Here is a 25,191-nt window from a genome sequence, read left to right on the forward strand (position 1 = left end):
CAATTATTCGACAATAATTCCGATGTTTCCTGAAAATTCCAGTACCGATAAGGTGAGGCTTTGCGTTGCTTCCTGACCTTGGTTGTCTGTCACCGTCACGCTGACTTGATACTCTCCGACCGCTAAGCTCTCAGCTGCGATAGACGCATTGTTGCCATTGATCGTCGCGGATACGCCAGCACTGAACGTCCACTCGACCGTTGGGGAGCTGTCGTTATCATCACTCACGCTGACACTCAAATTGATGGCGTCTGAATTGGTGCCCGATACGTTTGCCTTCTGGATTCGTGGGGTCGCCGTTAAGGAAAGTATTTGTGGCGCTTTGTCTTCCACCACAGTCAAGGTCAGTTGTGATTCACTACTTAAGCCGACCGCATCGGTCGCTTTTAGCGTGATCACATAATTACCTGCGCCCAAGGTGTCCGCCGCGATGGTCGCCTGCTGTTGGTCGCTTGCCAATGCCAGTGCGCTACTCATGTCTTGACCATCTTTATTCATGGTCCAATCCAGAGTTAAGCCTGATACACCATCATCATCCGACACTTGCGCCGACACGATGATAGGGTCAGGGTTTCTTTGCCCTTGCAGTACCGTGATATTGTTGGCGCTACTACTGAGTGCCACAGATGGCGGTTGGTTAGCCAACACTCTAAACGTCACGGTTTTACTGCTTTCATTGGGGGTGGCTGCATCATCAGTTACCGTTAATGTTGCCTGATAAGTGCCAACAGGAATGGTGTTCGCGGCCAAACGGATGGTTTGCCCAGGAGCGTCACCGAGCAAAGCGGTCACATCCTGATTGTCGCCATTGACGAGACGCCAGTTCAGTTGGAGCTGATCACGCGCGGTGAAATCATCACTCACTAACGCAGTCAGGGTGATCAATGCAATGTTGTTCTGCCCATTACTGCCAACCGAACCTGGGTTAGCGCTGAGCACCTCAATCACTGGTGCTTGATCGGCAACCACATTGAATGAAATAACCGCAGAGCCAAACAACGGTGCACTATGATCATCGGTCACGGTCAAGGTCGCATTATGAAGCCCCACCGCCAGCGGCGCGAGATCGCATTGCTCTGTCGTACCGCTACATGAGTCGCTCCATAAGTAGCTCAACGTGTCACCGTTGCCATCACGTGCGATGGCAGTAACGATACCCTGATTTCCTTGTTGAACTTTTATGGTTTCACCTGCTGAGTAGCGGATGCTACCGTAATCGAAACCGATAACTTGTGGTGCAATGTTGTCGCTATCACGCACAGTAATCGCAAAGCGACGCTCTGGATTCATAACGCCCGATGCTCGCTCTTGCCCATCATCAGCGCTGATCACCAGCGTTTTATCGCCAGTTGAACTAAAGGTGATGGAAGCTCGCGTGCCGCTGCGTACAATTGTGCAGTTTGCATCGCCTTCACATTCAATATTGACGGTGACGGCATCGCCATCTGGGTCCGAGACAGACCAACGCAAATCGGCAACTTGATCAATCTTCATTTGCGCCTGACTACGCAATAGTGCACCAAGTAGCGGAGGTTGATTGGCACGGGTAAAGTCCAGCGTCGCTTTCTCGTCAGCACTAGTCACCGTTATTGTTTGACTCTGGCCAAGCGCGCTCACCGTTAGCGCACTGTCACACAACACACTGTGGCTGTAGTAACCATTGCTGTCGGTGTACGCATAATCTTGCCCACGTGAATGACCAATTTTCACATACTGCCCTACCACAGGTGTTGTGCCATTTGATTCAAACGTGTGACCTTCGATGGTACAAGCATAAGGATTAACCAGTACTAATTCTGGCAACTCATTACAGTTGCTATCCCCTGAGCCTATCGTCAGGGTTTCCGGTAGCTGGACATACTCTGTCTGCCCAGTTTTCTGGTTATAGACAGGGAGTGACCAGCGAGTGCCATCGGTTGGCTGTGCGGTGGCGGAAACTAAGGTGTTGATTTGATAAGAACCGTCTTCAATGTAGTGCCATTCGGTCCCTCCATCAGGCAGGCTAACCGTCATCTGACCGTAGAACTTCTCGCCGTTTTGATAGCTAACGTTACCCTGCAAACAGATACTGCTGTTGACACCGGTTTTGATTGGCCAGTCTAGGTTGATCCATTGAATCCACTCATTCGCTTGGCTGATCTCGACTTTGACGTACAGTTGTAGTGCTTCTTGGCCCGTCAGAGTGATCACGCCCTGTTCGTCAATAGGGATGTCATTCCCGCTGCTATTGGTGGCAACAGCGCCTACCGAATCGTTCACTAGCAACCCATTACCAACATATTGCCAACCCTGACCACTGCGATAAACATAAATGGGGATTTGAATGCCATCGACATTCATATCAAAATCACGCTGAATCGTAGAATATGAGCCTTTAGGAACCATCATGACGAGCGAAGGCCCCCCGTCTGCCGAAGGTTGCACATCGCTCAGGGGCAGCGGCTGCTGATTTTCATCCGTCAAACGTATCTGGCTAAAGGTACTGGAGATCAGACGGTAGCTTTCATCACTGTTTTGATTTTCAAAGTTAACCCCTTGCCCTTGATTGTCGGTTTCACCCTGTCCCTCAAACTCACCTGGGAAACTTTGAATATCATTGGCATTACTGGAGTCAAAATAGGCGACTTCGCTGTTGATGGCATTCACTGCCGGGTCAATGTTTGCAACCGGCAAGTTGAGTGAAAGTTGCACCTCATCACCTGCCGCGGGAGAAACATCACCCACAACGACACGCTGCTGACCTTGGCTGTTTTTCACCAAAGAAAAGCGCAGACTCGGCACGCCATTGGCCGACACCACCACAGAACTAAGCTCCGAACGTTTCACGGTGCTCACCTGTGCGGTGGCTAACACAACATTCACTGCCATCCGGCTGGATTGCTCATTGATGTCGATGCTTTTTTCATTTTCTACAAATCCTGATTTCTTCACCAAAACCACAACACGGCTTGCTTGGTGGCTACTGGCTTTGAGTTCAGGGACGGAGATGGAATAGAAGCCACTGTCATCACTTTCAGTACTGAGCTCCAGCAATGACTGACCATCACTGCTTTTGAACTGAACCACAACGCTCGATTTGGCGATAGGTTGTCCACTGGATGCGGTCACCTGACCGGAGACGATTTGCGTACTGATGGCGCGCACTTGCGTGACTGGGCCGACTGGAGATGGGCTTGAGCTACTGCTACCACCATCTCCACCACCACAGGCTGAAAGTGCCGCCGCGATAAGAGTGCTTATTACGGTGCGACTTAGACTGGTCATATTGTTCCTGCCAATGACTTGCTGATAATTTTCATCAGCACTCAATATAGGAGACTTCATATAAAAAAATGATGAAACGTCTCACTAACATGTCGTTCCATAAATGTTTCATATGAAAATGTGAAAACTGGCACACTTGGTTACATTTGGACATCCGTTGTAATCATTCATTGTTATCGGACGACAACAGATCGAGAAAATCGGTGGACTTCTTATCTGCCTGATGTGATGGGCTGGCAAGTTGCTAATCCAAATGGAGACTTCGGTATCCATACTTCACATTATCCCCATCCCCTTGCCACAGCCATCCGTCATCGAGTGGCAAACTTATGAATTAATTAGAACAAAAACAAATAAGTAAATAACTTGATAAACCCGACACCCTGTATGAATATAGAGCTCCAGATGTCTAGGCATCTTTAATTAAAATCAGATTAGGTAGAAGAAGATGAGAAAAATTGCATTACAAGGGATTGTGATTGCGGCAGTCGCTTTAGGCTTAACCGCTTGTGGCCAAGAAGAAGCCAAAGTCATTAAAGTTGGAGCAACGGTCGGCCCACACGCACAAGTTGTAGAAGCGGTGGCCAAAGAGGCCAAAGCACAGGGCTTAAATATTCAAGTTGTCGAGTTTTCCGATTTTATTACCCCTAATGCCGCATTGGCTGACGGTAGTATTGATATCAATAGCTATCAACATTTACCTTTTCTCACCAACTTCAATCAGAGCCGCAACGCCAATTTAGTGTCGGTTGGTCAATCGATTCTGATGCGAATGGGGATTTACTCAGATAGCGTGAAATCGGTATCGGACTTACCACAAAATGCCCGTATTGCGATACCAAACGATCCAACCAATGGTGGGCGTGGTTTGTTGCTGCTCCAAGAAGCCAAGCTGATTACATTGAAAGAGAATGTCGGACACAAAGCCAGTATCAATGACATTGTAGATAACCCGAAAAATATCAAAATTATTGAAGTCGATGCGGCGCAACTGCCAAGAACATTGAATGATGTCGATGCCGCGGCGATCACGATGAACTACGTGATGTCTTCAGGATTGAACCCCAAAGAGAAGGCGATTTATCTCGAGCCGAAAGATGCGGCACTCGCGGTCATGGTTATCGCAACAAAAGCGGAAAACAAAGATAACCCTGACTACAAAAAGTTTGTTGAAATCTACCAGTCACAAGCGATTCGAGATTACCTAGCCACTACCTTTAACGGCACTATTGAGCCAGCATTCTAATCCTTCCCCAGTCCCACAACTCGTTGGACTGGGGCACAGTACGGATCGCTTTTCAGATCAAGTGCCGATTAATCGGCACTTGGGCGGCGAATATATCCCAGCTTACTGCCAATCCACGCCAGCAGCAGTAACACCACCATGATCGCGAAGAAGTTCGATCCTGCTTCAGGGTGCTGAGCTTTAATAAAGGCCGAGTGACCAAACGCCCCGACAAAAAAGCACGCCAGTCCGACCAAAGGGATCTCTTCCGACACGGGATGATTGAGATACTCACGGTAGAGTGCCTGCACAGCCAGCACTAAGGCAATAATAGGGAAAATGGAGAAAGAGACTTCGCTCATGGTCAGCCAAGAAAGGATAGCATCGCCACACATCCCCGTGATCAACGCCAATACCAACGTCTTCTTTTCCGAACTGCGATTCACGTTATTTTCATTATCATTAGACATTATTCTATCTCACCTTTTAATCGGTTACGTTCACGTTCCTTGCGATACCAGTACGCACCTTTGGCGACCATTCGCAACTGCATAATCAGACGTTCGGCCAGCTCATCACGCTCGCGTCGGTCTAAGTCTAAAGCTTCTGCACCGGAACTAAAGACCAGAATCACCGACGCTTCAGCCTGCGCCAACGCTTCTTCTCGGTTCATTCCCGTGCTAATTAAATATTCGGTGAGCTCTGCTGCGAAGTGCTGCATCTCACGCGCAACCGCAGCGCGAAACTCCGCGGAAGTTCCAGAGCGTTCTCTTAACAATAGGCGAAATACGTTGGGGCTACTTTCGATAAACTCCATAAAGGTTTCCACCGAAGTGCGGATCACGCTGCCTTCTTTGACGATGCGCTGACGTGCTTGGCGCATCAATTGACGTAACAGCAAACCACCTTCATCCACCATGGTTAAACCTAACTCATCCATATCTTTAAAATGGCGATAGAACGAGGTAGGCGCAATGCCCGCTTCTCTGGCCACTTCTCGCAAGCTGAGATTGGAAAAACTGCGATCAGCACTCAATTGGCTAAATGCCGCGTCAATCAAAGAACGACGCGTTTTCTCTTTCTGCTGTGCGCGAATACCCATTGATTTCATTATGATGTTTGCTCTTATCTTAAATTGGCTTCCGGCCGTTACTATAGCGCGAATCGCTGCTAGCGATAAGCGATGATGCGCCATGGCGAGCACGTTACTACTGGCCAAGGCGGTTATGCAATCTTTTGTGCTCAATTTGTCGACATCCGCCATGCCATTGATTGGTTTTCGTGAAATGTGCGTGATCACTTCCACTCTCTACCGAGCCTGCTGTTTACCTGCTGGTATAATCAGTTAAAATCTCGCTAAAGCAATGTTAAGCAAATATAACAAGGAATGAAATCATGGCGCATGCGAATCACTTCGATGTGATTGTTATCGGGAGCGGCCCTGGCGGTGAAGGGGCAGCAATGGGTTTAACCAAAGCTGGCCTGAAAGTCGCAGTGGTGGAAAAAGAGAGCAGCGTTGGCGGCGGTTGTACTCACTGGGGCACCATTCCATCCAAAGCGCTGCGCCATGCGGTTAGCCGTATTATTGAATTCAACAGCAACCCACTGTTTTGCAAAAACAACTCCAGTTTACACGCCACATTTTCAACCATTCTCGGCCACGCAAAATCCGTTATCGACAAGCAGACTCGCTTACGCCAAGGCTTTTATGATCGCAATCAGTGCCAATTGATTTTCGGAACCGCCCGTTTTACCGATGCGCACACCATTAGCGTGACGCAAAACGACGGCACTGAAGAAGTGTATACGGCGGATAAGTTTGTGATTGCTACTGGCTCTCGCCCTTATCAACCAGCCGATGTCGACTTTAATCATGAGCGAATCTACGACAGCGATTCCATTCTCAGTCTAAAACACGACCCTCGCCACATCATCATTTATGGCGCAGGGGTGATTGGTTGTGAATACGCATCCATCTTCCGTGGTTTGGGGGTGAAAACCGACCTCATCAACACACGCGATCGCTTACTGGCCTTTTTGGACAACGAAGTTTCCGATGCGCTTTCCTATCACTTCTGGAACAGCGGCGTCGTGATCCGTAATGACGAGACTTATGAACGCATTGAAGGCACCGAAGATGGGGTGATTGTTCATCTTCAATCGGGCAAGAAAATGAAAGCCGATTGCTTGCTTTACGCCAATGGCCGTACTGGTAACACTGACAAGTTGAACCTGCCTGCGGTTGGACTTCAGGGTGACTCTCGCGGCCAACTGAAAGTCGATGGCAATTACCAAACCGAAGTGGAACACGTTTACGCGGTAGGCGATGTGATTGGTTACCCAAGTCTGGCGAGCGCGGCATATGACCAAGGGCGCTTTGTGGCGCAAGCCATTACTAAGGGCAAAGCCGATGGCTATCTGATTGATGACATCCCAACGGGGATTTACACCATTCCGGAAATCAGCTCGGTTGGTAAAACAGAGCAAGAATTAACAGCCGCGAAAGTGCCCTATGAAGTTGGCCGCTCTTCGTTCAAACATCTGGCTCGCGCGCAGATTGCCGGCAAAGACATCGGCAGCTTGAAGATCCTCTTCCATCGTGAAACCAAAGAAATTCTTGGTATTCACTGCTTTGGGGAACGCGCGGCGGAAATCATTCACATCGGCCAAGCGATCATGGAGCAAAAAGGCGAAGCCAATACCATCGAGTATTTCGTCAATACTACCTTCAACTACCCCACCATGGCCGAAGCGTATCGTGTTGCTGCACTCAATGGACTCAACCGTCTGTTCTAGTGTGCCCCCCGCTTCCCAAACAAAAACAGCAGGAATTCCTGCTGTTTTTTTACCATTTCATATGGACCACGACGGGAGTAAGACGATGTTTCAGCATGGGTATTTTACTTAGCCAACGCTGCCATGTTTTCCAACGTGCACAGAAACGATCGAAGGGAGAAAACACTTTGACCCATTGTGCCCAAGGGAGCCACTGCAAAACTTGTTCTGCCGGCACCGCCATGGCATGCGCATAACGATCAGAGCCCAATTTCTGCCCCAGGCTACTGTCGGTTAAGTCTCCCGCCAATACCATGCACACCTGCGCAGACACAAAGCGTCGCCCAAGCAGTTGCACAAAGTTGGCAACCTGAGTCAATGGACAATCGAGCAGCGCCAACTCACACACAATCAATACTGGTGTCTTGTCGTTGATCGCCAGTTGCTCTAAGCAAGAAAGGTCATCGACGCTGCCATGCTGTTGCTGGTAGCGTTCGTTCTTGTGGAATAATCGCTGACGCCAGAGCAAGTTTTCCGTAACATCCAACTCCACCCAATGGCATCGACCATTATCAAGACGATAAAAGCGCGTATCGAGACCAGCACCAACGTTAATAATCCACCCTTCTGGGTGCTGCTGTAAAAACTGCGAGACTTGTTGATCGCACTGCTGCGCTAAGGTCGCGTGTAACAGCTGTTTTTGCGCTACATCGCCAGATAAACACTCAGGCGCAAGCTGGCAACTTAAACAGGCTTTTGCGGCAATCGGGTCATAGATTAACCCTCCGTCGACCAAGCTTTCTCGGCTACGAAGCCACAATGGCTGCAACAATCTTGCTGGTACCGGATATCCCTTTTCCGATGACTGTTTGATTGAAGACATCACGAGACCTTTCTCATCGTTCCATAAAAGAACTTAATGATAATAAATCTCAATTGCAATTTCAATCCGTGCGATGCATCCTCACTGACGCCTTATTGAGAAACGATCGTCAAATGGGGCCGAGACAAAACAAATAAGCTCCGCAGGAACGGAGCTTATTGAGCATTGCTTTGCACATGGTTGGGCGTATTACATCCAATCCGTATTGCGGATAATACCCACGGCAATGCCTTCAATGGTCAGCTGCTGGCTAGTGAGATCCACTTCGATAGGTGCAAACTCTTCATTTTCTGCATGGAGCAACACGGTTGAACCTTTACGTTCCAAACGTTTTACCGTTACATCATCTTCAACGCGCGCGACCACAACTTGCCCGTTGCGCACGTCTTGTGTTTTGTGTACAGCCAACAAGTCACCATCCATAATGCCGATGTCTTTCATACTTTCGCCATGAACGCGCAAAAGAAAATCGGCTTGAGGTCGGAACATGCTCGGATCCACTTGGTAGTGCATTTCCACATGCTCTTGCGCCAAGATCGGCTCCCCAGCCGCAACACGGCCAATCAGAGGTAAACCTGGCTCATCATTCGCCGCTTCCTCTTCGAGCAGAATACGGATCCCACGAGAGGCACCTGGGACAATTTCGATCACTTGCTTACGAGCAAGCGCTTTTAAATGTTCTTCTGCCGCGTTGGCAGAGCGAAAACCCAGCTCACGCGCAATTTCCGCACGAGTGGGTGGCATTCCAGTCACTTCGATCTTGCTTTTAATCAGATCGAAAACTTGTTGTTGGCGTGGCGTTAACGGCTTCATAGGTCACCTGTCTTTTTATACAGTTAACTGTGAGTATATCCAGTAACTGTACAAATGGAAACCCAATTGATTGTTTTTTAATTTCTTCTCTCTTTTTGGCGAACATTTGTGTTTAAAACGCCGCTCTTGACCCACTCGGTTCAACGCAATTTAAGGAAATTCGTCTAATCCATACTCAATTAAGTTAAAAGGTTTGACCAGTTCTGGTATCCTTGCCGCTTAAAAATTATCGCTCAGATTTATTCCTATTACTGGAATCATTCAGTAACAGAAATAAGTTTGGGTATGTTTGAATTCTATTGAGGCTGTGAACCTATATGTCTTCAGGACAATCATTTTCACATTCATTACTGAAGCTACCGCTGTCGGCGTTGGTGAAAGGCACTGCGATTCCTTCTAATCCAATCGACGATCACCACATCGATATTAATAAGCCCATTGTTTATGCCCTGCCTTTTCGCTCGGCCGTGGACCTATTAACGCTCCAAAAACACGCACTCGAGTTAGGATTACCTGATCCACTTTCTCCGCTTGAGATCCATGGCAAATCACTCAAACGTTATGTGTTTATCGCCTCTCGACCAACCTTGGTTCAAAGCGATAACGATGTACCAAGTGATTCGATTGCCCTTTTCTCCGATTTACTGGCGCTCCATGCGGAAGACAGCGAACTGGATGTTCAGGTAATTCCTGCCACCGTATTGTGGGGACGTAAGCCGGGTAAAGAAGGCAACAATAAGCCTTACCTACAAGCGATGAATGGCCTGCAGAAAGCCAAAGCGGTGATCACCGCCGGTCGTGATTGCCTTGTGCGCTTTAGCCCTGTGGTCTCACTGCGTTACATGGCGCAATCACACGGTACCGATAGCTCGATTGCCCACAAGTTGGCACGCGTAGCTCGCATTCACTTCTCACGTCAAAAACTGGCGGCTTCTGGCCCGGACTTGCCTTCGCGCCAAGTGCTGTTTGCGCGTTTGATGAAATCGCCAGCCATTGAGCAAGCGATTGAGGAAGAAGCAAAAAGCAAAAACATCTCGATGGAGAAAGCGCGTAAAGAAGCGCAAGACATCATGGATGAGATTGCAGCGGATTTCTCTTACTCATTGGTGAAACAAGGCGATCGCCTGCTGGGATGGCTTTGGAACAAGCTCTATCAGGGGCTTAACATCAACAATGCCGCAACGGTGCGCCGTCTAGCGCAAGATGGTCATGAGATTGTGTATGTGCCTTGCCATCGCAGTCACATGGACTACCTGCTGCTCTCTTACGTGCTTTATCACGAAGGGATGGTGCCACCGCATATTGCCGCTGGCATAAACCTCAACTTCTTCCCAGCGGGTCCGATTTTCCGCCGCGGCGGGGCATTCTTTATTCGTCGTAGCTTCAAGGGCAATCGTCTTTATTCGACCATTTTCCGCGAATATTTGGCAGAGCTCTTTGCCAAAGGCTACTCGGTAGAATACTTCTCGGAAGGTGGCCGCTCGCGCACGGGTCGTTTGCTGCCAGCCAAAACCGGCATGTTGGCGATGACCATTCAAGCCATGCTACGTGGGCTAAATCGCCCAGTCACCTTAGTACCGGTTTACATTGGCTACGAGCACGTGATGGAAGTGGCAACCTACGCTAAAGAGTTGCGTGGTAAACGTAAAGAGAAAGAAAACGCCGGTCTTGTGCTGCGCACACTGCGCAAACTGCGTAACTTTGGCTTGGGTTATGTCAACTTTGGTGAGCCTATTCCGCTCAACCAATACCTCAACGAACATGCCCCTGAGTGGACCAAAGACATCGACCCAATGGGCGCGAGCCGACCTCAATGGATCAATCCTGTGGTGAACCAGTTGGCGAATAAGATGATGACGCACATTAACGACGCCGCAGCAGCGAACGCGTTGACCTTGTGTGCCACCGCATTACTGGCATCACGTCAGCGGGCGCTTTCTAAAGATTCCCTAATCCATCAGATTGAGTGCTACTTACAGCTCTTGAAGAATGTGCCGTACTCTAAGACCTATACCGTGCCTTCTGAAAGCGCGGAAGCTCTGGTAGAACACGCGATTTCATTGGATAAGTTTGTCATCGAAACCGACACCATGGGCGACATCATTTCGCTCGATCGTAATCAGTCGATCTTGATGACCTACTACCGCAACAACATCATCCACTTGTTCGCACTGCCATCGCTGATTGCACAGATGATCATTCGTCAGGAAAATCTAACCGTGGGCCAAATCCAGCAGCAAGTGGCGGAGATTTACCCATTCCTGAAAGCGGAACTGTTCTTGAGCCACAAAGAAGAAGAGCTTGATGAACTGGTTGTGAAAGTGCTAAACGAGTTGGTATCGCAGGATCTGATCAGCCTGAAAGAAGATAAGGTTGCGAAAAATCAAGCGAATACCCTCACGCTTGTTTTGCTCGGTCGTACCATCTCTGAAACACTTCAGCGCTACTCGATTGCCTTCAATCTGCTGGTCTCCAATCCTGAATTGGCTAAAGCGGATTTGGAACAAAAGAGCCAAGACATCGCTCAGCGTTTGACTCGCTTACACGGTATCAATGCGCCGGAGTACTTCGACAAAGGTGTGTTCGCCTCTCTGTTTAGCACGTTAAAACAGCAAGGCTACCTTGATAGTGACGGCAACTGCGACAGTGAGAAAACCGCACAATTTGCTACTTTACTCTACGCCTTACTCTACCCGGAAGTGAAGCTCACGATTGAAGAGAGTGTCTTCCAGCTCAAATCGGCGTAAGCCAGCATTAAATACAACAAAGGCATCCCGTGGATGCCTTTGTTTTTCTTTTTCTGTGCAACGAGCGCCAAGTAAACTCAGTGTGGTCTACCAAAACGCGACAAATAACCCGAGCGCCAGCACCATCCCGACATAGTTATTATTGAGAAACGCTTGGAAACACAACTCTCGCTGACGATGACGGATCAAATGCTGCTGATATACAAACAGCGCACCAGCGGCCAGCACACTCCAATAAAAACTTTGCCCCAATTGGTAATGCAAGCCAAGCCAAACCAGCATCACTAGCGTTAGCAATTGCAACAGGCCGATGATTAACTTGTCGTGGCGGCCAAACAAAATAGCGGTCGATTTAACACCGATGTGAATGTCATCATCGCGATCAACCATCGCATATTGGGTATCGTACGCAATGGTCCATAACGCATTAATTGCAAACACAAACCACACCACCCAAGGCAACTCATTGGCCTGCGCGGCCCACGCCATCGGGATTGCCCAGCTAAACGCTAAGCCAAGAAACAACTGCGGCAGATGGGTATAACGCTTCATAAATGGGTAAATGAACGCCAACACGATACCGGCAAATGAGAGCTGGATAGTGAGTGGGTTCATGGTCAACACCAACAAAAACGAGCTGATCCCTAACAGCAAAAACAGAATGACCGCTTCTTTCGCCGTCACGCGACCTGAAGGCAGAGGTCGCTGCTGAGTACGCTTAACATGACCATCCACTTTACGATCGGCAAAGTCATTGATCACGCAACCGGCACTGCGCATCAACACCACGCCCAACACAAAGACCAGCAAAACATGCCAATCGGGAGTCCCTTCCGCAGCAATAATCAACGCCCACAAGGTTGGCCAAAGCAGCAGTAACGTGCCAATTGGTCGGTCCATCCTCATCAGTTGCCAATAGGCCTTGGCCTTTTCTACTGACATTTACACACTCTCCCTGGAGTAAATCGGTGCATCAGGTAAAAACAGTTCTGCCACTAACATCGGTTTGTGGTTCATCCATAAACGAGAACGTCTGGCGAGTAAACGCCCTTGTGGCGTTTCAATCCAAGCCACTTGCAATGCGTCACGCTCAACTTGCTCTGCACTAAACACGGTGAGACCCAAAGGAATATCACCCAGCGAGGCTAAGTCGTAAGGCTGATCAGCTAAGGTGGTTTCAGGGATCAACGTTCTCCCCAACACCCACGGAGTTTGATCACCGGATAGTACTACCTCTCGGATCAAGTAAATCTCAGGGGATAATCCCTGAGTCTCTTGCCTTGTTAATTGGCCTACACCACTTTTTTCATTGCGCATCAACTCAACGGTCAGATGTTGGCAATGGCGCGCCAAACGGCGAGACAAGGAGCCTTGCTCCAGTAACCAGTGCTTAGCAAAGTCACTAGAAAAGTGAAAATCTTCAGGATTTTGCCATTTTGCTTCTATTAACAAAGCAAGATAGAGCGAGTTTGGCTGATTCATACTAGTATTCAATTAGTAGCTTTTAGTCGCGTTGTGCGTACAATAAAGCGTCACTTTACGGTAATGAGCCACCGTAAAGATTGTAATAACTTATAGTGACATTTGGACCGCCTATTGTAACAAGACAAACGCGTTTCGAGTATCGTGATCAGAAGAAAGAAAAGTCAGAAATATGTACAAACGTTATATAGCCCAAATAATTATCGCCTTCAGCTTGCTCTTTTCTTTACCTTTGCATGCCGAAGAAGAACAGACTGGCCCTCAACTTGCGTATTTCACCCTTGAGCCAGACCTCACCACCAACTTTTATACCAAAGGCAAGAAACTGGGTTACATCCAAGTGCGCATCGACATCATGGTCATGAGCAATGCGGATTTGGCGTTGGTCGAACACCATCAGCCGCTGATCAGAGACGCTGTGGTTGAGTTGCTGGGGCAGCAAAGTGAAGACACAGTGAAATCACTGGCTGGGCGTGAAGATTTGCGTAAGCATTTGGTCGAAAAACTCAATGAGATCTTATTGCCAGAAACGGGCAAAACCGTCATTGCTGACCTGCTGTTTACCAAATACCTCTATCAGTAGCATGTTCAGCTCGGCTGATTCTATTTATGTTATAAAACAAAAAGCGGCCTAGGCCGCATTTTGATGTTTTTGCTTGGTGGAATCCAGATAGGCCAGCCCCATGCCAGACAACAAACCCACGAGATGAGCAGTATTGGCAATCGCCATAAAGGGTTGAACGTAACCAAGAATGAGCCATACCAGCATAAAAGCGACCACGGGCCTAGGCACTGACAAGCCGAGATGAGGCACGCGATAACCTAAAATCCAAGCGTAACCGAGCAAGGCATAAACCACGCCAGATAAACCACCAAAATTGGCCCCTTCAACCCAAAACTGACCAGCGCCAGAGAGTGCGGCCGAAATGACAAAGATTTGCAGTAGTTTACCGCTACCCAATCTCTGTTCAATGTCGCCACCAAACTGCCACCACCACAGTAAGTTAAACACAATGTGGGTCACCGAGAAGTGCAGCAGTGCATGGCTCACCCAACGCCATAATTGCCATTGTTGTGCTGCTTCTGCCGGAAAATGCATCGCGCTTAAAAGCGTGCTTTCCCAACCAAACATCATGAGCACATAAACCGCCACACAGGCGACCATCACCGCCATGGTGACTGGCCCCGCTTTCGCTTTCACCATCGCCAGTAAACTGGGGCTTCGGTAACTGAACTGAGTTTTGCGCGTTTCCGCCATATCCCAAGATGCCGCGCTGTATTTACTGTCACCAGGATTCGCTAAAAACTGTTTGAGCTCGGCTTCGGTTTCAACCCAATGCTGATCGTCCATCAGCCATAAGGCAAACTGCCCTTCACCTTCAGGCATCATTCGCAAATCAATTTGTCGAGACGCCATGTAGTCGATAAAAGCCTGCGCCATCCTTGGATTGTTCAACACAATAAGACGCTGCATAGAGGAACCTCAGTTAGACGAAAAATCGAACCTCATTCTTCCACATCAAAGGCCGTTAGGCAAAAGCCCTTCTTTCTAAAGGGATCAGCTTGCTTCAACGGGCAAACTGGCACGATGCCAAGCTTCAAAACCACCATCGACACTGTACACCTCTTCAAAACCTTGATTGACTAGGTACTGAGCCGCCCCTTGACTGCTGATGCCGTGGTAACACATCACCAAAACAGGCTGTTCAAACTCCACCTGCTGCATGAAATTTACGATCGAATCGTTGGTTAGATGAAAGGCCGATTGGGCATGCGCCACAGCAAAAGATTGTGGGTCACGAATATCCACCAAACGTGCTTCTCCACGGCTGATGAGCGCGTGCGCGCCTTGTACATCAATATGCTTGAACTGTTCCATATACTTTCTCATTTTCGTTATTTTGTTCTGCTGGGATTGTAACCTATCCAGAGCCAAACTTAGACACACAGTTCTTCTGGTCTTTGACAGGCGTACATTTATCCATCATCTGTGGATAAATCTGTGGATTGCGTTGATAAAGTGTTTTGTGTCATTTTGATCCACTACATGTAGTAAGGATCTTGATCTTTCTGTGTGTAGTTTTATAACTATCCCCAAACGAAATTCCTCTTCAAGCCCTGATTTCATCCAGCTTTCGAACAGTTGATAAATAATTACTTCACAGAGTTATTCACAGGCTTGGCATCATTTCGTGATCATTTTCGTCACTCGATTTCGATCAAAAACACTCGCCATGATGTTGTGACAGGCAACAAAAAAGCCGAGATCATTGATCTCGGCTTTTGCTGATTCTTAAGTGGTTTCGTAAGAGAACTAAATCTCGCCGACGGCCATCTTCAGTTTCTTCATCGCGTTCTTTTCAAGCTGACGAATTCGCTCCGCAGAAACACCATACATTTCCGCGAGGTCTTGCAGCGTGGCTTTATCATCGTCCAACCAACGCGAGCGAACAATATGTTGGCTACGCTCATCAAGGCTAGCCAATGCCATCGCAAGGCGGTTATTGGTGTGAGCTTCCCAGTTTTGCGCTTCTAGGTTGTCCGCCACATCTGAAGATTTGTCTTCCAGATAAAGGACTGGTGCCGTTGATACCGAGCTAGAATCGTCTTCCTCATTTGGCAAATCAAAGGTCGAATCGACCGCCGCCAAACGCGATTCCATTTCTCGCACTTCTGCCGGTTCTACACCCAACTCACGAGCCACGGTTTCGACTTCACCATTGTTAAACCAACCAAGACGTTTTTTCGACTTACGTAGGTTGAAGAACAACTTACGCTGCGCTTTGGTGGTCGCGATCTTCACAATACGCCAGTTACGTAGTACGTACTCGTGAATTTCCGCTTTGATCCAGTGAACCGCAAAAGAAACTAGCCTCACCCCAACTTCTGGATTGAAGCGTTTTACCGCCTTCATGAGACCAATATTGCCTTCTTGTACTAAGTCAGCCATTGGCAAACCGTAGCCAGAATAACCGCGGGCAACGTGAACAACGAATCTCAGGTGAGAGAGAATCAGCCCTTTTGCCGCTTCAATTTCGCCTTTGTAGTGTAGACGTTCAGCTAGATCACGTTCTTCGTCTGCGGTCAGCATTGGGTAGCTGTTCACCGAGCGAATGTAGCCATCAAGGCTATCTTGCGTTACTAGTGCCATCGGATACGCTTGAGTTGTCATTCAATTCCTCATCAATCTCTGATCTGGAGTTATACATTGCAAATTAGCGCCGTTATCTTGAACTGAAGATGAATCAGTTTCAAGCGGGGTTAGCAATTATCCATAAACAAATCGTCTATACAAGTCAATCAAATTTGATTCTTTGCGACGATTGCCTACTATAAGACCCGCATCACTTAAACAGGTTCAATTTCTTTTAAATGGCGCTGCGCCGATACTTTTGCCGCCACGCAACCTAAGAAGGTCCCTGTCATCACAAGCAACAAGGATTCATCCCAGCTGAGGCCAATAAGACGAAATTGGCTGTCGTATAAAGCCGCGAGATCCGCAACGGCGCCATTCAACAACACCGTAATCAACGCGGTAAAACACCACGCCGATACCGCGCCAAGTAAACCAAACCACATTCCTGAATATAAGTAGGGGCGTAGAATAAAGTTGTCTGTCGCACCAATGAGTTTCATGGTTTGAATTTCTTCTTTGTTAGCGAGCACATTAAAGCGCAAGGTATTGCCAACGATTAAAAATACAGCACCCAACATTAACAGTGTCAAGGTCATGACAATAATTGTCGCGACCGTTTTTATTGCATCTAACCGTGTTAACCAATCTTCGTCTAGACGCACATCAGTAATGTCTTCTTCTTGACGCAGTTGTTGCGCCAACGCTTTGATGGCGTTGTTCTCTTCCACCGCAGGGGTGATCACCAAGACGCCCGGCAGGGCATAATCTTCCAGTAAGCTTAACGCTTGGTCAAAACCGGAATACTGGCTGAGATGCTCCAAGCCTTGCTGCGGAGAGATGTACTCCACCAATTCAACATCTTGCTGCGTTTCCAACTCATCTTTGAGCACCATGACTCGAGCTTCTGGTACTCCTTCACGCAAGTAGGCACTCACTTGTGCTGGCGACGTGACATGCGAGGTGGCAACGGCGATGTTTTTACCAAGCAAATACAAACAGGCAGGCATAGCTAATGCCATGGAGATGACCGCTAAGGTTAAAATATTCCCCAGCGGGCGATGCCAGATCGCTTTGAAGGAGGCTTTGGCTTGCTTGATATGGATCGAAACAAAACCGTCTGTCTTAGGGCGATTCGAGGTCGATTTGCTCGCTGGCTTTTTAAGGCGTTTATTCGCGGCCATAATCTTCTACCTCACTGAGAAAACCTTGGTTAAGTTCGAAATGGCGATACTGAGGACGAGAGTTGACCAAGTTGATGTCGTGTGTCGCCAATAAAATGGTCACGCCAGCACGATTGAACTCTTCAAACAAACGCAACACTCGGTTGGACAACTCAGGGTCAAGGTTGCCCGTTGGTTCATCGGCCAACAACAAGGTTGGGCGATTGACCACGGCGCGAGCGATACCGACACGTTGCTGTTCACCACCAGAAAGTTGGCTAGGCAGGCAACGGGCTTTATCAAGCAGCCCTGTTTTGTCGAGAGCTGCTGAGACTCGGCGTTTTATCTCATTCTCTGAGATGGATTCAATGCGCATCGGCAGTGCCACGTTGTCGTAAACACTGCGATCCATCAGTAAGCGGTGATCTTGGAAAACAATGCCGATATTACGACGTAAAAACGGCACGTCTTTATTCGGAATGCGTGTGATGTCATGACCATTGAAACTGATGCGACCATCAGTAGGTCGCTCAATGGCACAGATCAATTTCAGCAAGGTACTTTTACCGGCACCTGAGTGTCCACCTAAAAACGCCATTTCGCCACGATGTAAATGAAAGTCGACTTTTTGCAGGGCCTGACGGCCGCCACGATAGGCTTTACTTACCTGCTGAAATCGGATCACCGGTTATTCCTCTCTAATGCTTACTCTTCTCGACTAAATAGCGCGTCGATAAATTCTTGGGTTTCAAACGGGCGGAGATCCTCAATCCCTTCACCCACACCGATGTAGCGAATTGGAATGTTAAACTGATCGGCAATAGCAAAGATCACGCCGCCTTTCGCAGTGCCATCCAGTTTGGTCAAGGTGATCCCGGTGATCGGCGCGACATCGCTAAACAGTTTCGCTTGGCTAATGGCGTTCTGACCGGTGCCTGCATCCAAGGTCAACATGATTTCATGCGGTGCGGAGTCGTCGATTTTCTTCATCACTCGGACAATTTTGCGCAGCTCTTCCATCAAGTTGCTCTTGTTCTGCAAGCGACCCGCAGTATCGGCAATCACCACATCAACCCCACGCGCTTTGGCGGCTTCAATCGCATCATAAATCACCGATGCGCTGTCTGCGCCAGTGTGCTGTGCGATCACTGGGACATTGTTACGCTCACCCCACACTTGCAACTGCTCAACGGCCGCCGCACGGAAGGTATCGCCCGCCGCCAACATCACTTTCTTACCTTGATTTTGGAACTGTTTCGCCAACTTACCAATGGTGGTGGTTTTACCCACGCCATTTACCCCAACCATCAGGATAACGTAAGGGGTTTTGCTGCTGTCCACTTGCAATGGTTGCTCAACCTTAGAGAGGATCTCCGCCATCTCTTCCTTGAGCAAACCATACAGAGCCTCACCATCTTTTAAGTCACGGCGAGACGCTTTTTCTGTTAAGTTTTCGATGATTTTCAACGTGGTATCCATACCCACATCCGCAACGAGTAGCTGTTCTTCCAACTCTTCAAACAGATCATCATCGATTTTTTTGCCTTTAAATAGACCAAAGAAACCAGCGCCGATATTGGCTTTCGTGCGACTCAAGCTGCGTTTTAGACGCGCAAAAAAGCTTTCTGTTGGTTTTTCTTGTTCTTGCACGCGCGGTGCTTCAACCACCACAGGTGTCACTTCAACGGGTTCTTCAGCTGCTGGTTTGCTGATTGGTTCTGCCGCCGCCTCTTCAACCACTTCTTGGCTGACAATCGGTTCAACGCTCTCTACGGTTTTTTCGTCAGACTCGCTGATCACCTCTTCTGATTGTGCAGGCTCTGGTTGTTTTACTTGGTCATCGTCACCAAAGCCAAGCCACGATAGTAATCCGCGCTTTTTCTTTTCCGTCATCGGGAGATATCCTGGTTTCTTATATACTGGGTTGAATCTTTGCTGATACGCAAGCAAAGAGACAATCGCGACTGGTATACGCATGTGATCCGTTTTTCTCGGCGGAATAATGGTACACTTTGTCACTATCAAATTCTGGGCAATATCCAGGCTTTAGGCCTGGGCGATTGGCTATAGTAACACTTTATTAGCGGTCAAAAAATCTATGGTAAGACGTCGCCAGCAAAACACATCACAAAATAAGCCAACAACTGGCTGTGTACGCATCATTAGTGGCCTTTGGCGAGGGCGAAAGCTGCCCGTGCATGACGCCGAAGGCTTGCGCCCTACAACTGACCGAGTCAAAGAAACGCTGTTTAACTGGTTAGCACAGGATATCCCTCGCGCTCGCTGTTTGGATCTGTTTGCCGGCTCTGGCGGCTTAGGTTTTGAAGCGGCATCACGTCAGGCAGAGCAAGTCACCATGTTGGAGTTAAACCCCAAAGCGTTTGCTCAATTGCAACAAAATGTCACAGCACTAAAGGCAAATAATATCAAAGTGATTCAAGGCGATGCACTGCAATTCCTTAAGCAGCAAGGCACACCGCATCACGTGGTGTTTATTGACCCGCCATTTCGCCAAGGACTACTTGCCGAAGCCGTGACTTTGCTGGAGCAAAATGGCTGGCTGGCAGACGACGCGATGATTTATATTGAAAGTGAAAAAGAACTTCAGGTAGACGAGCTGCCTTCGACTTGGCATCTGCATCGCGAAAAAACCGCTGGGCAAGTCAGCTATCGCCTTTACGAGCGACAATAGTCAGCAAAGGATCGAGAAATGAAAGCACTGTTATTTTTAGCGAAAGCCGCCATCTCATTTGTGTGGTTGATTCTGTTGGTTAATATTGTGTCACCATTTCCAGGTAACGCCGCCATCGTGCTCTACATCATGACGGCATTTTTGTTCATCATGCATGGACTACAAATGCTGATCTTCGTCGGCGCGTTTGGTGACAAAATTACCATGACGCGCTGGGAAAAGAATTCCATTCTGATATTTGGCATTTTTGCCCTGCTCGATATTCGACGCAAATATATGATGTAATTCTTTTGCCTCAGAAATAACAATGCCGCTCCCTAGAGCGGCATTGTTTTATTCCGTCATTCAGATTAGCTCACGGCGCCCATATAGCTTTTAACACCGTTGAGGAACATTTGGGTTGAAATCATCACCAGCAACAAGCCCATCAAACGCTCAACCGCTTTTAAGCCGCGCTCTCCCAAAACTCGATGGAAAAAGCTGTAGAACATCAGAATCACAAACGTTGCCGACCAAGCAATCAGCACCGCAATAGAGAGCTCACCCAAATTATTAGGATGCTGAGAAGAGAGCAACAGTAATGCGGCAATCACAGATGGGCCGGCAATCATCGGTATCGCCATTGGCACAATAAAGGGCTCTTCACCTGCCGCTAAACCAGTAATGCTGCCTGCGCTGGGGAAAATCATCTTAATCGCGATGATGAAAAGAATAATGCCGCCGGAAATACTCAAGGTCTCTGGCTCTACCTGCAAGAAAGCCATGATGCTTTGCCCTGCAAACAAAAACAGCATCAAAATGAGGAGGGCGAACAGTAACTCACGAATCAATACCTTGCGACGTCGCTTCGCATCAAGGTGTTTTAAGATTGACAGAACAATCGGGAGATTACCCAACGGGTCCATGATAAGAAACAGCATGGTGGCTGCAGCAAGAATGTCCATAAGTGCTCTCAAAATACAACAATGGCGAGAGTATATACCAAATGGCGTTGGGAGGCAGAGTCGGGCGAGCCCTGGCATAAAATGAGCTCGCTACTAGGGAGAGAAACGAGCGATCAATCAAACCACTCGTTCCTACAGGGATGCACCCTTAGTGATTACAGATGCGCGCCAAGTTGACGCAGAACTTTCCTTGCTGCTCACTGATTTTTTCTCGTTCCAACAAAAAGCTCAGCAGTGAGTCTAAATCGAGCCCTTGTAGCTTACACGTATGAAAGCGGGTTTCACCACCGAAATGCGCCAGCAGTTCCGCACGGTCCATCGGCTGTTCTTTAAGAAGGTGAAGAAGATTGTGAGCATGGATATCATTCATGGATTAAGCGTCCTGTAACACGTCAAGTGGCCCCAGCTTAACCTTTTATAAAAATCGTGCTTTGACCTAAAACAGCTCAATAGATGATAGAAGCCACGATCAAAGCATGTGCGACGAAATAACTGCCCGACACCCAAACATAAGCACGCTTCATCGGTTTACGATAGCCATGAATCGCATACGCCAGCGCAGAATAAATCATGACTAAGGTTCCAGCAAAACCGATCGCATTGGAGAAGTCATTTGCTTGAAGCCAAACTTCCCCTGCCGCCCAAGCTAACTGCACCAACATAATGCCCATAATCACGACAGGAAAAACCAAAGAATCCAATTGAGGGAGGAGCAAGAAAAACGCCACGATGCTCGCCGCCAACAACAATGCCAAAAGCCACCAGACAATGTCGCCATTGAGTTGTAACCAGAAAGACTTGCTGTAGCAAAGCTGCGCGAGAAGAAAGCCAGAGAAATAGAGTGTTTTCTTCGATTTAAGAGAGTGAAGCGTATCGGCAGCCACTGACACCAGCAAGCCTGCGGCAATCCAGTAGCTATGGGCAGATGCTGGTCCTTGCGTTAACACCAAAACCAGTAAAAGAGATAAGGTAAACAATTTAAAAAACAACGCTTGAAATTGACTTGCGTGTCGAACGCCCATAACGGAAGTCATTCCAGATAAGCCTATCGCCAACCAACTCCACATCTGCAGTACCCTTCTATTTATTACGCGGCTAGTCTAGGTAGACGAGCAATTATGTAAAGCGGCAGAGGGCGAAAGTTCGATCTTGATAGCGATTCACTGCTTATTGTGAGGTAAGCCATAGCTTAGAGAAAAACCACTATTTTACGGTATCGGATCACGACAATACGTTTTAAATTCAGACCCCCTAGATAAAAAACGTGATAAAAAGCAGAAAGCAAACGTTAAACTCACTCAAAGGAAAATAAGCCGGACATTATCAGCGGTAATGAATAACAATAGACTGAAAAAACAAAATTAAAAAACAAAACAGAATAGAAACAAAACAAATAAAATCAACAAGTTAAATATTAAAGCAAAAGAAAACCACCCCTCGAGCTGGTACAACCAGAATAGACCACTAATCACATCATTGTTTTCTCATCCAATGATAAAACCCCTACGCAGCCTCTATTGACTTTCTACAACCTCGAAAAAACCAATCGAAAAGACCGACTATTTAGCAATAAAAGCCGCAGGACAAACCAAAACCAAACAAAGAGCACTAAACACTATTTGAGCAATATCACATTAATAAAAAAACAATTAAAAACATAAACTTAAAACAACAATTTACTAAAACACAAAAATTAGCGCAATTTAAAAGCACCCAAAAAACACTGTTTAATTACCAACAAACCGACAAAAACACAAAGTTATCTTATTTTTTCAAAGAGATTACTAACGATCTATTGATCACGCCTTAAAAACGATGCTATATTGCGTTCATAGAGTTCATCAACCGTTTATGGAGGTAGTGTTGTGATGTCTTCTTCTCAAAAGCAAGGACTGGTAATGATCGCAGTTATCGTTGGTTTAATGACACTACCAATGATGTACTAAGTTTCAGAATCTAAATAAAAAACGGGATGCTTTCGCATCCCGTTTTTTTTATTGTCTTTCATACGCCCATACAACGATTAGACATGGCAAGAGCATCCCCTCACCCTACACTTCACGGCGCACTCCGTGGATTGCCTCATTTCATTTTTCCCAGTTGAGCGTTATTTAAAATGCTGGCTAAGTACGTCCCAGTTGGCGTAGTAAAAAGCCATCGCCCCCAATGTCATGGAAAGCATCAATAAAATCGCCACACGCCAGATAAAGCGGCCACTTCTCGGTGTCAGTTCTTTTTCACACTCATCGCACACCGCCAAAAAGCCCTTTTTATCATCCAACTGATAATTATCTTCATGCACGACTTTATTGCGTATCGTCGCAATAAAACGGAGCTTGCCAATCACGTCATGTGGCAGACGTTCTTCACAGCTCGTCACGAGCTGATGCAACCCTTTACCTTCAGCATGATATTGAGTGCGCAACAAAGTCTCTAATCTACGGGTACGAGTGACCACTTGTTCGATTTCTGACATCGTGCCCTCCTTTCGTTCGAGTGTTTGTTTCATTCTATTCTTCTACAGTTTGATTCACATTTCGAGCCAAGTGAGCCGCATAGGCTCAAAATTGTGCTCTCATACGCATATAGAATGTGATATGCGCCGAAAATTTTATCGTCTCTTATCTTTAGATCACGATTCGCTACTGGCAACCCCTTGTTTGGCAACTAGCTTCTGTAAAATGAGACACTCATTCAGACTGGAGGTCATCATGCCTATTTCCTTTGTTTTTGCCGTACTCGCATTGATTGCTATTGGTGGTTGGCTCTTCGTTCGTTTCTATCGTACTCATATTCAAGGCAATAACGCCCCAGAACAAAAAGTACAGGTCACTGTGCTTGATAAACAGGTTATCCCTATTGCCGATGCTCAGCCTGGTGAAGATGATCAAGAGTATTGGATCTACGTACAACGTGGCGCTCTCGGCCCCAAACGCGAGTTTCAGGTTGGTGTACACTATTTCCACGCTCTTAACCCCGGCGATAAAGGGGAACTCACCTACAAGGGCGATAAGTTTCTTCATTTTGCCCTGAAGCGCTAAGGCAATAACCAACGTGTCTTAGCGGAGAGCGAGAATAGGTAACTCAACGCTAAGGCACCCGCCCCACTCAGCACGACCCATAACGGGATGACCCACGCAGGATGACCCTGATACCAACCCAACTCTTTCATTGGCCATAGAAAAATAGGATGCAATAAATAGATGCCTAAACTGTGGCGGCTGATCAACGCCACCCACTTTTGCCATTGAGCCGACAACCGCTCGCCCACAGAGCGACACAGCACAAACACCATCGATGCCGCCAATACCACATTGATGGTTTTATACGACAGCCAACGCCCAACGGTGTATTCCCCTGCAGCAAGGCTATTACTCACCACCATAATCACCGTGGCAGCCAATGCCATTCCCCCCAGCAGCACCGCCCCAACGACCACTGAGCGTTGATTCGGGACTTTGCTAAAGAGCAGATAGCCAAGAGGAAGGTAGCCACTGTACAGCCATAGCCCGTAGCTCCAAGGGCCATCGATACCCGCCAGATACAACACAGTGGTGAACAACCATAACGCGGTAAAGAGATAGAGGATGTCCTGACGTTGCTGGCGAACAAGCCACTGGAACATCGGAATCACAAAATAGAGCGGAATAAAATAATAGAAGAAACCAAGATGGTAATAGGTGGCATGCTCTGGGCTGTTGCTGAGCACTTCTGTCACTTTACTGCTATCAAAACCGCCCGCACTCAAGCCGGAGAGGAGCGCATAGAACAACGACCAAAAGAGAAAAGGGATCAGCACCTTACCTAAACGACGACGAGCATAATAAGGCAGATCAAATGGCCGAGTGTCACTGAGCATCAGGGCGCCAGTGATAAGAATAAAAACCGGTACCGCCCAACGAGAAATGCCATTGATGCCAACGGCCGTCACCCACTGATCAAAAGGAATCGCCCCTAACTCATGACGATAAGGCGCAAGCACATGAATGGCGATCACGGCCACCGCCGCGACACATCGTAGCAAATCAAAAAACTGAACTCTTTCGCGCATTCTCTATCCTCTTGCTTTT

25 protein-coding genes are annotated in these 25,191 nt (G+C 47.7%); 7 read left to right on the forward strand and 18 right to left on the reverse strand.

Annotated elements, in window-relative coordinates:
• Positions 1-3: 3 nt before the first annotated feature.
• Complete coding sequence (locus FC652_RS15185; protein WP_176299271.1) at positions 4-3,264, reverse strand: hypothetical protein; 3,261 nt, start codon at positions 3,262-3,264, stop codon at positions 4-6.
• Between the two features lie 448 nt (positions 3,265-3,712).
• On the opposite strand from FC652_RS15185, the gene FC652_RS15190 reads away from it, so the two are divergent.
• On the forward strand, positions 3,713-4,510 hold the full coding sequence (locus FC652_RS15190; RefSeq protein ID WP_176299272.1) for a MetQ/NlpA family ABC transporter substrate-binding protein: 798 nt from the start codon (positions 3,713-3,715) through the stop codon (positions 4,508-4,510).
• Positions 4,511-4,578: 68 nt separating this feature from the next.
• On the opposite strand, the gene FC652_RS15195 is transcribed toward FC652_RS15190, so the two are convergent.
• Positions 4,579-4,959: a YijD family membrane protein gene (locus tag FC652_RS15195; RefSeq protein ID WP_013570949.1), complete on the reverse strand. Its 381-nt coding sequence runs from the start codon at positions 4,957-4,959 to the stop codon at positions 4,579-4,581.
• On the reverse strand, positions 4,959-5,600 hold the full coding sequence (fabR, locus tag FC652_RS15200) for an HTH-type transcriptional repressor FabR (protein WP_011149134.1): 642 nt from the start codon (positions 5,598-5,600) through the stop codon (positions 4,959-4,961). Before fabR ends, FC652_RS15195 begins: the two co-directional genes overlap by 1 nt.
• Before the next feature lie 284 nt (positions 5,601-5,884).
• Between fabR and sthA the strand changes: the two genes are divergently transcribed.
• Positions 5,885-7,285 (forward strand): Si-specific NAD(P)(+) transhydrogenase, encoded by a 1,401-nt coding sequence (sthA, locus tag FC652_RS15205; RefSeq protein WP_011079178.1) that lies wholly within the window; start codon positions 5,885-5,887, stop codon positions 7,283-7,285.
• A 49-nt stretch (positions 7,286-7,334) separates the two neighbouring features.
• Here sthA and FC652_RS15210 read toward each other — a convergent pair whose 3' ends face one another.
• Together FC652_RS15210 and lexA are read right to left on the reverse strand one after the other, a co-directional pair.
• Positions 7,335-8,147, reverse strand: a complete 813-nt coding sequence (locus FC652_RS15210) for a class I SAM-dependent methyltransferase (protein ID WP_013570946.1) — start codon at positions 8,145-8,147, stop codon at positions 7,335-7,337.
• Between the two features lie 189 nt (positions 8,148-8,336).
• Complete coding sequence (gene lexA / locus FC652_RS15215; RefSeq protein WP_011079176.1) at positions 8,337-8,960, reverse strand: transcriptional repressor LexA; 624 nt, start codon at positions 8,958-8,960, stop codon at positions 8,337-8,339.
• 317 nt (positions 8,961-9,277) lie between these two features.
• On the opposite strand from lexA, the gene plsB reads away from it, so the two are divergent.
• Positions 9,278-11,707 carry a glycerol-3-phosphate 1-O-acyltransferase PlsB gene (plsB, locus tag FC652_RS15220; protein WP_045620231.1) on the forward strand — a complete coding sequence of 810 codons (2,430 nt, stop codon included), beginning with the start codon at positions 9,278-9,280 and terminating at the stop codon, positions 11,705-11,707.
• Between the two features lie 87 nt (positions 11,708-11,794).
• Here the strand turns inward: plsB and ubiA are convergent, their stop codons facing one another.
• Complete coding sequence (gene ubiA / locus FC652_RS15225; protein WP_039552152.1) at positions 11,795-12,649, reverse strand: 4-hydroxybenzoate octaprenyltransferase; 855 nt, start codon at positions 12,647-12,649, stop codon at positions 11,795-11,797.
• On the reverse strand, positions 12,650-13,189 hold the full coding sequence (locus tag FC652_RS15230; protein ID WP_176299273.1) for a chorismate lyase: 540 nt from the start codon (positions 13,187-13,189) through the stop codon (positions 12,650-12,652).
• A gap of 172 nt (positions 13,190-13,361) precedes the next feature.
• Here FC652_RS15230 and FC652_RS15235 point away from each other — a divergent pair, with 172 nt between their 5' ends.
• Entirely contained in the window at positions 13,362-13,772 is a 411-nt protein-coding gene (locus FC652_RS15235) for a flagellar basal body-associated protein FliL (protein WP_011079172.1), read from the forward strand.
• A gap of 48 nt (positions 13,773-13,820) precedes the next feature.
• Here FC652_RS15235 and glpG read toward each other — a convergent pair whose 3' ends face one another.
• The 6 genes from glpG to ftsY all read right to left on the reverse strand — a co-directional run bounded on the left by glpG (position 13,821) and on the right by ftsY (position 19,378).
• Entirely contained in the window at positions 13,821-14,663 is an 843-nt protein-coding gene (gene glpG / locus FC652_RS15240) for a rhomboid family intramembrane serine protease GlpG (protein ID WP_176299274.1), read from the reverse strand.
• Positions 14,664-14,747: 84 nt separating this feature from the next.
• Complete coding sequence (gene glpE, locus FC652_RS15245; RefSeq protein WP_011079170.1) at positions 14,748-15,068, reverse strand: thiosulfate sulfurtransferase GlpE; 321 nt, start codon at positions 15,066-15,068, stop codon at positions 14,748-14,750.
• 435 nt (positions 15,069-15,503) lie between these two features.
• Entirely contained in the window at positions 15,504-16,361 is an 858-nt protein-coding gene (gene rpoH, locus FC652_RS15250; RefSeq protein ID WP_011079169.1) for an RNA polymerase sigma factor RpoH, read from the reverse strand.
• Between the two features lie 176 nt (positions 16,362-16,537).
• Complete coding sequence (gene ftsX, locus FC652_RS15255; protein ID WP_011079168.1) at positions 16,538-17,506, reverse strand: permease-like cell division protein FtsX; 969 nt, start codon at positions 17,504-17,506, stop codon at positions 16,538-16,540.
• The gene (gene ftsE / locus FC652_RS15260; protein WP_176299275.1) at positions 17,493-18,170 is read right to left on the reverse strand and encodes a cell division ATP-binding protein FtsE; all 678 of its coding nucleotides are present in this window, start codon (positions 18,168-18,170) and stop codon (positions 17,493-17,495) included. Before ftsE ends, ftsX begins: the two co-directional genes overlap by 14 nt.
• A gap of 20 nt (positions 18,171-18,190) precedes the next feature.
• Positions 18,191-19,378, reverse strand: a complete 1,188-nt coding sequence (gene ftsY / locus FC652_RS15265; protein WP_176299317.1) for a signal recognition particle-docking protein FtsY — start codon at positions 19,376-19,378, stop codon at positions 18,191-18,193.
• A 205-nt stretch (positions 19,379-19,583) separates the two neighbouring features.
• Between ftsY and rsmD the strand changes: the two genes are divergently transcribed.
• Entirely contained in the window at positions 19,584-20,177 is a 594-nt protein-coding gene (rsmD, locus tag FC652_RS15270) for a 16S rRNA (guanine(966)-N(2))-methyltransferase RsmD (protein WP_045620228.1), read from the forward strand.
• An 18-nt stretch (positions 20,178-20,195) separates the two neighbouring features.
• Positions 20,196-20,462 (forward strand): DUF1145 domain-containing protein, encoded by a 267-nt coding sequence (locus FC652_RS15275; RefSeq protein ID WP_017420383.1) that lies wholly within the window; start codon positions 20,196-20,198, stop codon positions 20,460-20,462.
• Between the two features lie 65 nt (positions 20,463-20,527).
• On the opposite strand, the gene FC652_RS15280 is transcribed toward FC652_RS15275, so the two are convergent.
• From FC652_RS15280 to FC652_RS15295, 4 genes are all read right to left on the reverse strand, one after another.
• Positions 20,528-21,121 (reverse strand): YhgN family NAAT transporter, encoded by a 594-nt coding sequence (locus tag FC652_RS15280; protein WP_176299276.1) that lies wholly within the window; start codon positions 21,119-21,121, stop codon positions 20,528-20,530.
• A gap of 148 nt (positions 21,122-21,269) precedes the next feature.
• On the reverse strand, positions 21,270-21,491 hold the full coding sequence (locus FC652_RS15285) for a YecH family metal-binding protein (protein WP_017420385.1): 222 nt from the start codon (positions 21,489-21,491) through the stop codon (positions 21,270-21,272).
• Between the two features lie 76 nt (positions 21,492-21,567).
• The gene (locus FC652_RS15290) at positions 21,568-22,188 is read right to left on the reverse strand and encodes a lysoplasmalogenase (protein WP_176299277.1); all 621 of its coding nucleotides are present in this window, start codon (positions 22,186-22,188) and stop codon (positions 21,568-21,570) included.
• A gap of 1,040 nt (positions 22,189-23,228) precedes the next feature.
• On the reverse strand, positions 23,229-23,597 hold the full coding sequence (locus FC652_RS15295; protein ID WP_176299278.1) for a DUF4145 domain-containing protein: 369 nt from the start codon (positions 23,595-23,597) through the stop codon (positions 23,229-23,231).
• A 235-nt stretch (positions 23,598-23,832) separates the two neighbouring features.
• Between FC652_RS15295 and FC652_RS15300 the strand changes: the two genes are divergently transcribed.
• The gene (locus FC652_RS15300; RefSeq protein ID WP_011079159.1) at positions 23,833-24,162 is read left to right on the forward strand and encodes a DUF2500 domain-containing protein; all 330 of its coding nucleotides are present in this window, start codon (positions 23,833-23,835) and stop codon (positions 24,160-24,162) included.
• Here FC652_RS15300 and FC652_RS15305 read toward each other — a convergent pair.
• Positions 24,159-25,172, reverse strand: a complete 1,014-nt coding sequence (locus FC652_RS15305; RefSeq protein WP_176299279.1) for an acyltransferase — start codon at positions 25,170-25,172, stop codon at positions 24,159-24,161. The genes FC652_RS15300 and FC652_RS15305 overlap by 4 nt on opposite strands.
• Positions 25,173-25,191 lie beyond the last annotated feature (19 nt).

Source organism: Vibrio sp. 05-20-BW147 (assembly GCF_013369385.1).
Classification (GTDB): Bacteria; Pseudomonadota; Gammaproteobacteria; order Enterobacterales; family Vibrionaceae; genus Vibrio; species Vibrio floridensis.

Excerpts from the sequence above, each read along its gene's own strand:
- FC652_RS15305 (WP_176299279.1), bottom strand. The coding sequence starts at position 25,172 with ATGCGCGAAAGAGTTCAGTTTTTTGATTTGCTACGATGTGTCGCGGCG.
- FC652_RS15190 (WP_176299272.1), top strand. The coding sequence starts at position 3,713 with ATGAGAAAAATTGCATTACAAGGGATTGTGATTGCGGCAGTCGCTTTA.
- ubiA (WP_039552152.1), bottom strand. The coding sequence starts at position 12,649 with ATGTCAGTAGAAAAGGCCAAGGCCTATTGGCAACTGATGAGGATGGAC.
- glpG (WP_176299274.1), bottom strand. The coding sequence starts at position 14,663 with ATGCAGCGTCTTATTGTGTTGAACAATCCAAGGATGGCGCAGGCTTTT.
- sthA (WP_011079178.1), top strand. The coding sequence starts at position 5,885 with ATGGCGCATGCGAATCACTTCGATGTGATTGTTATCGGGAGCGGCCCT.
- fabR (WP_011149134.1), bottom strand. The coding sequence starts at position 5,600 with ATGAAATCAATGGGTATTCGCGCACAGCAGAAAGAGAAAACGCGTCGT.
- FC652_RS15280 (WP_176299276.1), bottom strand. The coding sequence starts at position 21,121 with ATGGACATTCTTGCTGCAGCCACCATGCTGTTTCTTATCATGGACCCG.
- FC652_RS15185 (WP_176299271.1), bottom strand. The coding sequence starts at position 3,264 with ATGACCAGTCTAAGTCGCACCGTAATAAGCACTCTTATCGCGGCGGCA.
- lexA (WP_011079176.1), bottom strand. The coding sequence starts at position 8,960 with ATGAAGCCGTTAACGCCACGCCAACAACAAGTTTTCGATCTGATTAAA.
- glpE (WP_011079170.1), bottom strand. The coding sequence starts at position 15,068 with ATGGAACAGTTCAAGCATATTGATGTACAAGGCGCGCACGCGCTCATC.
- FC652_RS15300 (WP_011079159.1), top strand. The coding sequence starts at position 23,833 with ATGCCTATTTCCTTTGTTTTTGCCGTACTCGCATTGATTGCTATTGGT.
- FC652_RS15295 (WP_176299278.1), bottom strand. The coding sequence starts at position 23,597 with ATGTCAGAAATCGAACAAGTGGTCACTCGTACCCGTAGATTAGAGACT.
- ftsX (WP_011079168.1), bottom strand. The coding sequence starts at position 17,506 with ATGGCCGCGAATAAACGCCTTAAAAAGCCAGCGAGCAAATCGACCTCG.
- FC652_RS15290 (WP_176299277.1), bottom strand. The coding sequence starts at position 22,188 with ATGTGGAGTTGGTTGGCGATAGGCTTATCTGGAATGACTTCCGTTATG.
- rsmD (WP_045620228.1), top strand. The coding sequence starts at position 19,584 with ATGGTAAGACGTCGCCAGCAAAACACATCACAAAATAAGCCAACAACT.
- FC652_RS15235 (WP_011079172.1), top strand. The coding sequence starts at position 13,362 with ATGTACAAACGTTATATAGCCCAAATAATTATCGCCTTCAGCTTGCTC.
- rpoH (WP_011079169.1), bottom strand. The coding sequence starts at position 16,361 with ATGACAACTCAAGCGTATCCGATGGCACTAGTAACGCAAGATAGCCTT.
- ftsY (WP_176299317.1), bottom strand. The coding sequence starts at position 19,378 with ATGACGGAAAAGAAAAAGCGCGGATTACTATCGTGGCTTGGCTTTGGT.
- FC652_RS15230 (WP_176299273.1), bottom strand. The coding sequence starts at position 13,189 with ATGAATCAGCCAAACTCGCTCTATCTTGCTTTGTTAATAGAAGCAAAA.
- FC652_RS15195 (WP_013570949.1), bottom strand. The coding sequence starts at position 4,959 with ATGTCTAATGATAATGAAAATAACGTGAATCGCAGTTCGGAAAAGAAG.
- FC652_RS15210 (WP_013570946.1), bottom strand. The coding sequence starts at position 8,147 with ATGTCTTCAATCAAACAGTCATCGGAAAAGGGATATCCGGTACCAGCA.
- FC652_RS15275 (WP_017420383.1), top strand. The coding sequence starts at position 20,196 with ATGAAAGCACTGTTATTTTTAGCGAAAGCCGCCATCTCATTTGTGTGG.
- plsB (WP_045620231.1), top strand. The coding sequence starts at position 9,278 with ATGTCTTCAGGACAATCATTTTCACATTCATTACTGAAGCTACCGCTG.
- FC652_RS15285 (WP_017420385.1), bottom strand. The coding sequence starts at position 21,491 with ATGAATGATATCCATGCTCACAATCTTCTTCACCTTCTTAAAGAACAG.